General features: G+C 38.1%; 8 protein-coding genes. 5 read left to right on the top strand and 3 right to left on the bottom strand.

Annotated elements, in window-relative coordinates; all coding sequences use genetic code 11:
- Window positions 1-11: 11 nt before the first annotated feature.
- Together HDC90_RS16415 and HDC90_RS16420 are read right to left on the bottom strand one after the other, a co-directional pair.
- A complete protein-coding gene (locus HDC90_RS16415) occupies window positions 12-497 on the bottom strand; it encodes a PaaI family thioesterase (RefSeq protein ID WP_184468254.1) in 486 nt (161 codons plus the stop codon).
- A gap of 38 nt (window positions 498-535) precedes the next feature.
- Entirely contained in the window at window positions 536-1,123 is a 588-nt protein-coding gene (locus HDC90_RS16420) for a TetR/AcrR family transcriptional regulator (RefSeq protein ID WP_184468255.1), read from the bottom strand.
- 146 nt (window positions 1,124-1,269) lie between these two features.
- Between HDC90_RS16420 and HDC90_RS16425 the strand changes: the two genes are divergently transcribed.
- The 4 genes from HDC90_RS16425 (at window position 1,270) to HDC90_RS16440 (ending at window position 4,692) form a co-directional block, all read left to right on the top strand.
- Window positions 1,270-2,181 (top strand): AraC family transcriptional regulator, encoded by a 912-nt coding sequence (locus HDC90_RS16425; RefSeq protein ID WP_184468257.1) that lies wholly within the window; start codon window positions 1,270-1,272, stop codon window positions 2,179-2,181.
- 82 nt (window positions 2,182-2,263) lie between these two features.
- Window positions 2,264-3,103 carry an SDR family NAD(P)-dependent oxidoreductase gene (locus HDC90_RS16430; RefSeq protein WP_184468259.1) on the top strand — a complete coding sequence of 280 codons (840 nt, stop codon included), beginning with the start codon at window positions 2,264-2,266 and terminating at the stop codon, window positions 3,101-3,103.
- Between the two features lie 193 nt (window positions 3,104-3,296).
- Window positions 3,297-4,148: an SDR family oxidoreductase gene (locus HDC90_RS16435; protein WP_184468261.1), complete on the top strand. Its 852-nt coding sequence runs from the start codon at window positions 3,297-3,299 to the stop codon at window positions 4,146-4,148.
- Between the two features lie 130 nt (window positions 4,149-4,278).
- Window positions 4,279-4,692 (top strand): EamA family transporter, encoded by a 414-nt coding sequence (locus HDC90_RS16440; protein WP_184468263.1) that lies wholly within the window; start codon window positions 4,279-4,281, stop codon window positions 4,690-4,692.
- A gap of 219 nt (window positions 4,693-4,911) precedes the next feature.
- Here the strand turns inward: HDC90_RS16440 and HDC90_RS16445 are convergent, their stop codons facing one another.
- Window positions 4,912-7,197, bottom strand: a complete 2,286-nt coding sequence (locus tag HDC90_RS16445) for a GH92 family glycosyl hydrolase (RefSeq protein WP_184468265.1) — start codon at window positions 7,195-7,197, stop codon at window positions 4,912-4,914.
- Window positions 7,198-7,621: 424 nt separating this feature from the next.
- On the opposite strand from HDC90_RS16445, the gene mnmA reads away from it, so the two are divergent.
- Window positions 7,622-8,713 carry a tRNA 2-thiouridine(34) synthase MnmA gene (gene mnmA, locus HDC90_RS16450; protein WP_184468267.1) on the top strand — a complete coding sequence of 364 codons (1,092 nt, stop codon included), beginning with the start codon at window positions 7,622-7,624 and terminating at the stop codon, window positions 8,711-8,713.
- Window positions 8,714-8,907: the final 194 nt, after the last annotated feature.

Consider the following 8,907-nt stretch of genomic DNA (forward strand, 5'->3'; position numbering starts at 1 on the left):
TATATTTTTTTTTAAAATTTTAAGATTAAACAAGTGCTCACTGCGTGAGCATAAACGGTATTATTTTCATCTAGTAATTGTGCTTCCACTAAGGCTGTACGGCCTCCAAGATTGATTACTTTACCTGTGGTTTTTAATTTTCCTGTTTGGATGGTAACGGCTTTTAGGAAATTTACCTTAAGCTCTAAGGTGGTATATCCTTTTCCAGCTTGTAACAGCGAGTGCACAGAACAGCCCATAGCTGAATCTAAAATAGCTGTGATTACTCCGCCATGCACGGTACCTATTGGGTTGTAATGAAATTCCTGAGGGATGAATTCGAAAACGACATTACCCTTTTCGATTATACTTACACTAAAATCTAAAGTATACAACAATGGTGGCAAAGGAAATGTATGATCACTCATGGCTTTCAGATAATCAATACCATCCATTTGCATGGCTTCCTTGGCTCCTTTAATAGGGTCTTCCCAACTTATTGTTCTGGTTCTTTTCATAATAAAATACCAATCGGTATATTTTTGTTTAAAAATTTTTAGCCAAGACTATTGATATATTTTTTTAACGAATCCATAATTAAATTCCAGTGCGCAGGTTTTGCGGTAAGCCTCGAAATCATAATCCCACCTTCTATTATGGCAATAATAGTTAGCGCAACCTGCTCTGGATTGTGATCTGCATTGATTTCATTAGCAGAAATACCTGTTTCAATCAATTTAGCAATTTTATTTTTCCAGCCTAAAACTGCCCTCAAAACTTTTTCCCGCAATTGGGGATGGGTATCATCAGCGTCAACTGCGGTATTTAAAACAGGACAACCTCCTTCTGATACTGAACCATCGATAAATTTCTGGTAAATATTGATGTACACCAAAAGCTTATCCTTTACACCGACTTGTTTGTTCATGTCAGCATCTATCCTTGATGAAACATTTTTCAGGTTATAATCAAATGCCGCCAATGCCACTTCATCTTTATTAGCGAAATTGCCATAAATACTGCCTTTGGTTAAACCCGTAGCAGCGGTAATATCATTTAAAGAGGTACCCGCATAACCCTTCATATTAAAAATAGGTGCTGTTCGCTCTACAATGAAATTTCTCGTTTTTTCTGCCTTAGTCATGCTCTTTTAAATTGACAGCACAAATATATACCAATCGGTATATTTAATGCAAGTATTTTTATCATCGCAATCTCCTTTTAATTTCAGGCCTGGCTTTCGTCAATTGCAGTAATTTATTTTACGTTTGAATTTTGTAACTTTGACATATGAACAAACCAGAAACCATTGAAGATTTTTACCAGAACAAATTTAAGTTCCTGCCAGATAACTTACAGAATGGTGTAGGCCATTTTAACGTTTTTAAGCTGGAAGATTGTTTAAGGGATGATCATAAACCTATGAGTTATAACCGCAGGGATTATTACAAAATCTGCCTTACCCGCGGCCATAACGTTTACCACTATGCAGACAAGAGTATCGAGATTAACGGTACAGCTTTAATCTTTTTTAATCCACTTGTACCTTATACATGGGAACTGGCCAGTGGCAAACAAAGTGAGGTGACGGGCTATTTCTGTATTTTTACAGAAGCTTTTTTTACCGGAAAGATCCGCGGAAACATTAGCGATTTGCCAATGTTTACCCATGGAGGAAAACCTGCATACATTTTGAATGAACAGCAGGACAAGCAAATAGAAACTATTTTCTCAAAAATGTTTGAGGAAATTAACACCGATTATATCTATAAATATGACCTGTTACGCAATTACATTACAGAAATTACACATTTTGCATTAAAAACAGAGCCATCAGAAAATTTATTCAAACATACTGATGCCAACACCAGGATTACTTCTGTCTTTACAGAATTACTGGAGCGGCAATTCCCTATCGAAACCACTACCCAAAGGTTTACCATGCGCTCGGCCAAAGACTATGCTTCACAGCTTTCGGTACATGTAAACCACTTAAACCGTGCAATAAAAGAAACAACTGGCAAAACCACTACGCATTATATTACTGAACGTTTATTAAGCGAAGCTAAAGCTTTACTTAAACATACAGACTGGAATATATCGGAAATAGGTTATTGCCTGGGATTTGAAGAACCTACCCATTTTAACAACTTTTTCAAAAAACTGACCAACCATACCCCTACTTCTTACCGAATTGTTTGAATTTCGTAATCATCAGTTTGATTAACGTAATAAAGCGAATTCATCTGCCCCGTAATTTTGTCTTAACAAAAAGGATAAAACTATGGGCAAGAAAAAAGTTTGGTTTATTACCGGAGCTTCAAAGGGCTTAGGATTAAGTTTAGTTCATCAGTTGTTAAATGCTGGTCAATATGTTGCGGCCACATCAAGAAATATTGGTGAACTTAAAAAAGCAGTAAATAATGATAGTGGAAAATTCCTTCCACTAGCCGTTAACCTGGCCGAAGAAAAAAGCGTTGAGAATGCAATAAAGACAACCATCACTAAATTCGAAAGAATCGATGTTGTGATCAATAATGCAGGTTACGGAATCGGGGGAAGCATTGAAGAGCTTAGCGACGCGGAAACGCGCAGTAGTTTTGATGTTAACGTTTTCGGAACATTAAATGTCATCAGAAAAGCTTCACCATATTTAAGGGCGCAACGAGCAGGGCACATCATTAACATCGCATCAATTGCAGGCATCGCAGGCGCAACAGGCTGGGCGGTATATGCGGCAGCAAAATCGGCTGTGATTGCACTCTCGGAAGTATCAGCTGAAGACCTCAAAGAATTCGGCATAAAAGTAACTGTTGTGGCTCCAGGCGCATTCAGAACGAGTTTCTTAACTGCTGATTCGCTAATTTTGGCAGCCAATCCTATTGCCGAATATGAAGAAGTACGGGCAACACACGGCAAATACCTAAAAATGGACGGTCAGCAGATCGGCGATCCTGAGAAAGCTGCTGCTGCAATGATCTCATTGGCAAGCATGCCAAATCCACCACTTCATTTACTTTTAGGGAACGACGCATTCCAAAGAGCAAACAACAAGTTAGAATCGCTTCAGAAGGAATTTAAAGACTGGAGACCTATTACAATTTCAACCGATTTCGACAATTAATCAAATGCTAATGGCGAATGAGCAAGCGAAAGAGGTTGTTTTATAATTATAGAATTGTCATCCTCTCCAAAGAACTCCTGCGAAGAGCTTGTCGAAGAACCTGCCATAAAACTGTTTAAGGCGTTTCGACAAGCTCAAACTGAGAAACATCGGGATACAACCTCAATAAACATTTCATTCTAAAAAAAATATCATGGAAAATCAAAAAGTATGGTTTGTAACAGGCGCATCAAAAGGCCTGGGGCTTACATTAGTAAAAACATTATTAAGCAATGGCGTTAATGTTGCTGCAACTTCAAGAAACCTTAACGAGTTAATAAATGCAGTTGGCGAATACGAAAACTTTTTACCGCTAGCTGTTGATCTGATCGACGAAAGTAGTGTAGAAGCGGCAATTAGTCAAACGATAAGCAAATTTGGTCAAGTAGATGTCGTGGTAAACAATGCGGGCTATGGAATGCTGGGTGCTTTAGAAGAATTAAGCGATAAAGAATCGCGTCAAAATTTCGATGTGAACGTTTTTGGTTCGTTAAATGTAATCAGAAAGGTACTTCCTCAATTACGGAAACAACAATCGGGTCACATTTTCAATATCTCTTCAATCGGTGGATTTTCAGGCAACTTCCCTGGTTTTGGAATTTATTGTGCTACAAAATTTGCAGTGGTTGGCTTTACCGAATCGTTGGCAGCTGAAGTAAAATCGATGGGCATTAAAGCAACAATTGTAGAACCGGGTTATTTCAGAACAGCATTTCTTACAGCAGGTTCATTGGCTGTACCGAATAACCCTATTGATGCTTATAAAGAGGTACGCGACTCGCAAGCTGCTCACCAGAATGATATCAATAACCAACAGCCAGGCGATCCTGCCAAAGCAGTGGAAGTGATTATCGAAGCTTCGAAAAGTGAAAACCCACCACTTCATTTATTCTTAGGACCTGATGCTTACCAAGTAGCCGATGCAAAAATTGCAGATGTACAACGGGATATGGCAAATTGGAAATATCTGGCTACTGCAACTAATTTTGATGAAGTAAATGCTTAAAATTTAATTTATCACGGATCAATGGCCAATTGATTCGTGATAAATTACTTAAGAACTATTTTTAAACTCCTCCGTTTGTCTCTAAAAAATTTAATCATAAATATTTGTATTTTGAATTAAATTTTAAATCATGTGGAAATTTTACGCAATACTCTCTGCCTTGTTTGCAGCTGCAACGGCTATTTTAGCCAAAGTTGGACTAAAAGGTGTTAACGGAAATATAGCAACTGCTATACGAACAGTTGTGATTCTATTTATTGCCTGGGGCATCGTTTTAGCAACCGGAGAAATTTCCCAGCTTAAAACATTGAGTAAAAACAACCTGATATTTTTAGGTTTATCGGGTTTGGCAACAGGCTTATCGTGGATTTTCTATTTTAAAGCGCTCGAAACGGGTAATGTTTCTAAAGTAGCCCCAATTGATAAATTAAGTGTAGCCATTGCCATGGGTCTGGCCTTTTTGATCTTAAAAGAACCAATTGATGCTAAAACATTGATTGGTGGTGGGATGATTGTAGCGGGTAGTTTGGTGATATTGCTTTGAAGATTTGACGTGTATTTTTAGCCACGTAGGTACGGAATCGAATACTAATCATTAAGAATATTAAGGAAATAATTAGATAGGTTTAATCAGTATTAAGTCATTAATCCATAGACTATTAGACTACAAAACTTAAACTATCAAATTATTGACTATGCACCAAATAAAAAAACCGTCGACTAATTAAAGTCAACGGTTCAATTTGTACAGGGATGAGAAAAATTATTTCTTAGGTTTTCCACTCATATAAAAAGTCAGCTTTCCACCATTTGTGATATCAGCATGCCTAATTTTATGATCGGTAATTTCTTTGCCGTTCAGTAAAACTTTCTCTACATAAACATTTTTATCGCTTTGTTTAATGGCCTCAACAGTAAAGGTTTTACCGTTTTCTAAGTTAATTACAGCATTGTTAACCAACGGACTGCCTAACGAATACACATCAGAGCCCGGTGCTACTGGATAAAAGCCTAATGAAGAAAACATGTACCAGGCGCTCATCTGCCCACAGTCGTCATTCCCACCTAAGCCATCAGCTGTAGGCTTGTATTGCATGTTTAAGATGTGGCGAATCTGCGCTTGTGTTTTCCATGGCTGATCGGCCCAATTGTACAGATAAGCAATATGGTGCGCCGGCTCGTTTCCGTGCACATAACCACCAATAATACCTTCGCGGGTAATGTCTTCAGTATGTGCAAAAAACTCGTCGGGTAAATGCATGGTAAACAAAGTATCTAAGCGGGTTGCAAATTTCTTTTTGCCACCCATCATTTCAATCAGTGAAGTTGGATCTTGTGGTACAAAGAAACTGTAGTTCCAGCTGTTGCCTTCAATAAAACCCTGTCCTTCGGTATCTTTTGGATCAAATTGTTTTTTAAAGGTTCCATCGGCCAATTTCGGACGCATAAAACCCGTAGCGCTGTCGTAGTTATTTTTCCAGTTGTTAGAGCGTTTGATAAACTCGTCATACACATCCATACGGTTTAATTTCTTAGCCAGTTGTGCAATCGACCAATCATCATAAGAATATTCTAAATTATTGGAAACAGAAATTCCCGATTTTTCTGCCGGGATATAGCCTTTATCCATATAATAGCCAATTCCCTCATAATCGCGGTGTTTTGCTGTTGCAATACAGGCATCTAATGCTTTATTGGCATCACCATTATAAGTACCTTTTATAATCGCATCAGAAATTACAGAAACACTATGGTAACCACTCATGCACCAATTATCGTTAGCATAATGCGACCAGATCGGCAACATATGCAAGCTACTTTGATCATAATGCGCCAACATCGATTTCACCATATCGTTACTGCGGCTTGGCTGCGTAATATTAAAGAATGGATGTAAGGCCCGGTAAGTATCCCAAAGGGAGAAAGTGGTGTAATTGGTAAAGCCATCTGCTTTGTGTACACCCTGATCTAAACCTTTATATTCTCCGTTAATATCGGTATATGTGGTTGGATTGATAAAAGCATGGTATAAAGCAGTATAAAAATTGATTTTATTGTCACTAGAAGTATTTACCTGTATTTTATTCAATTCTTTATTCCAGGTAGCCTTTGCCTGAGCTTTCACTTTTTCGAAATCCCAGCCAGAAATTTCTGCACGCATATTCTGCAAGGCATTCTCCTGGCTAACAGGCGATAAAGCAAATTTAATTTTAATCTTCTCTCCTTCCTGAGTATCGAAATCGAAGAACATTTTCAATTTTTTACCCGCAATTTCAGGGAAGTTCTGCTCCTGGTTAAATTTACCCCAGAAACCCCTGTAAGCCTGTTTAGCATCATAGCTTTTACGTCCATAGCTTTTAAAAGGTTTAGAAAAACTCATCGCAAAATATACCGTTCGTGTTCTGGCCCATCCGTTGGTTTGACGGTAACCTGTAATTAAGGTATCATTTATTACACGAACATAGGTCCACACCGTTTTTTCTTCGTAATTATAAATACCCGCCATCAGATCTAAAATAATATGCGATTGATCCGATTTAGGAAAGGTGTATTGATGCATTCCTACTCGTGTAGTTGAGGTCAGCTCGGCGGTAATGTTATCGTCATCCAGTTTCACTTTGTAATAACCTGCCTCTGCAACCTCATTTGCATGAGAAAATGCCGAACGGTAACCACCTTTTGGATCTGATGCAGTACCGGGATTCAACTGCAATTTACCTTGAGTTGGCATAATCAGAAAGTCGCCTAAATCTGAATGCCCAGTACCACTAAAATGCGTATGGCTAAATCCGGTAATGGTTTTATCTTCATATTTATAACCTGCACAGTATTTATATACATCTCCATTGTACTTTCCGTTTACTTCGTAAGATAAAGTATCGGTTTCGGGGCTTAGCTGTACCGAACCAAATGGAACTGTAGCACCTGGATAAGTATGTCCCATTTTAGATGTACCAATAATGGGCTTAACATACTGCACTAGGTTCTGCTGTGCCGAGGTAACCAGCGCCGATAGCAAAAGACAAGGCAGGATAATTTTTTTAATCATATCTTTTTAAAATTAGCTTGTTTTGTTGAAAATCCTAAGGTATTAATTTATCTTCAAATATGCATAAAACGAAAGACTAAAACGTTTAAGTAAAACAAAAAATACATTTTAAACTATTGAAGATACAACTTGTGGCATTTTCTAACTGGATATACTCCAAACCACTCAGGTTTTGTTAAACAAACCTGATAGAACGAAAAGCCCATATCCCGATTTTTCATTAAGAGGACTTGAAGTGATAGCAGGGCTTTCGGAACCGAAGCACTCCAAACCCTGTTTTTCAAAATGATATTAACCAACTAATCTACCTGGTACAGCTAAGAGGTGAATGTAAGTAATTTAGCCGACGCTTTTTACAAGTAACTGACTTGCTTTAAATAATTTCAGCTAAATAAACCTTATTTTTGCATCCAATATTTTTAAGATGAGTAAACACGGTAGAATTCTGGTTGCCATGAGTGGCGGGGTTGATAGTTCGGTAGCGGCTGTAATGTTGCATGAGCAGGGTTATGAAGTTATTGGATTAACCATGAAGACCTGGGATTATGCAACGTCTGGTGGTAGCAGTAAGGAAACTGGCTGTTGCTCATTAGATAGCATTAACGATGCCCGTACACTTGCCGTAAACTATGGCTTTCCGCATTATATCCTTGATATCAGGGACGAATTCGGCGATTACGTAATCGACAATTTTGTGGATGAATACCTTGCCGGAAGAACACCAAACCCATGCGTTTTATGCAATACGCATATTAAATGGGAAGCACTTTTAAAACGTGCCAATAAACTCGATTGCGAATTTATTGCAACCGGACATTACGCCAACATCCGCCAGCAAGATAGCGGCCGTTATGTAATTTCGAAAGGAAAAGACGAAAATAAAGATCAGTCTTATGTACTATGGGGTGTTTCGCAAGAGAACCTTTCGCGCACTAAATTCCCATTGGGCAGTTTTGCAAAATCGGAAATCAGACAAATGGCTTTAGATATGGGACAGGAAGAACTGGCAAAAAAATCAGAGAGTTATGAAATCTGTTTCGTACCGGATAACGATTACAGGGCTTTCTTAAAACATAAAGTAGAAGATTTAGAAGACAGGGTTGCCGGCGGAAATTTCATTTTAAGCAATGGAATGGTTGTTGGCCAACATAAAGGTTATCCTTTTTATACGATCGGTCAGCGTAAAGGTTTGGGGGTAGCATTCGGAGAGCCGATGTTTGTAACCCAGATTTTGCCAGAAAGCAATACCGTGGTTCTAGGCAGGGCTGAAGAACTTGAACGTAAAGAAGCCATGGTACGCAACATTAACCTGATAAAATACGCAAGCATTGAAGAACCAATGAATGATGTAATTACCAAAATCCGTTACAAAGATGCGGGTATGTTAAGTACAATTGTTCAGGAAAAAGATAAAATGCGTGTAGTATTCGATCATAACGTTTCAGCAATTGCACCTGGCCAATCGGCTGTATTTTACGAAGGAAATGATTTATTGGGCGGAGGGTTTTTAGTTTAATACTTCCCCTCTATGTGATAAAAAAACGAGTTGCCAATGGTAACTCGTTTTTTATTTGATTATCAGCGTATACTAGACGATTCGTCATGCTGAATTAAGTTCACTGTTGTCCGGAGAAATATTTTTTTGTTTATAAAAAAGGGTAGCTTTAAGTCTACCCTTTGTAGTGTTATATTTGAGTTACCACACCTAAA

This window comes from Pedobacter sp. AK013 (assembly GCF_014205835.1).
In the GTDB taxonomy this organism is placed as follows: domain Bacteria; phylum Bacteroidota; class Bacteroidia; order Sphingobacteriales; family Sphingobacteriaceae; genus Pedobacter.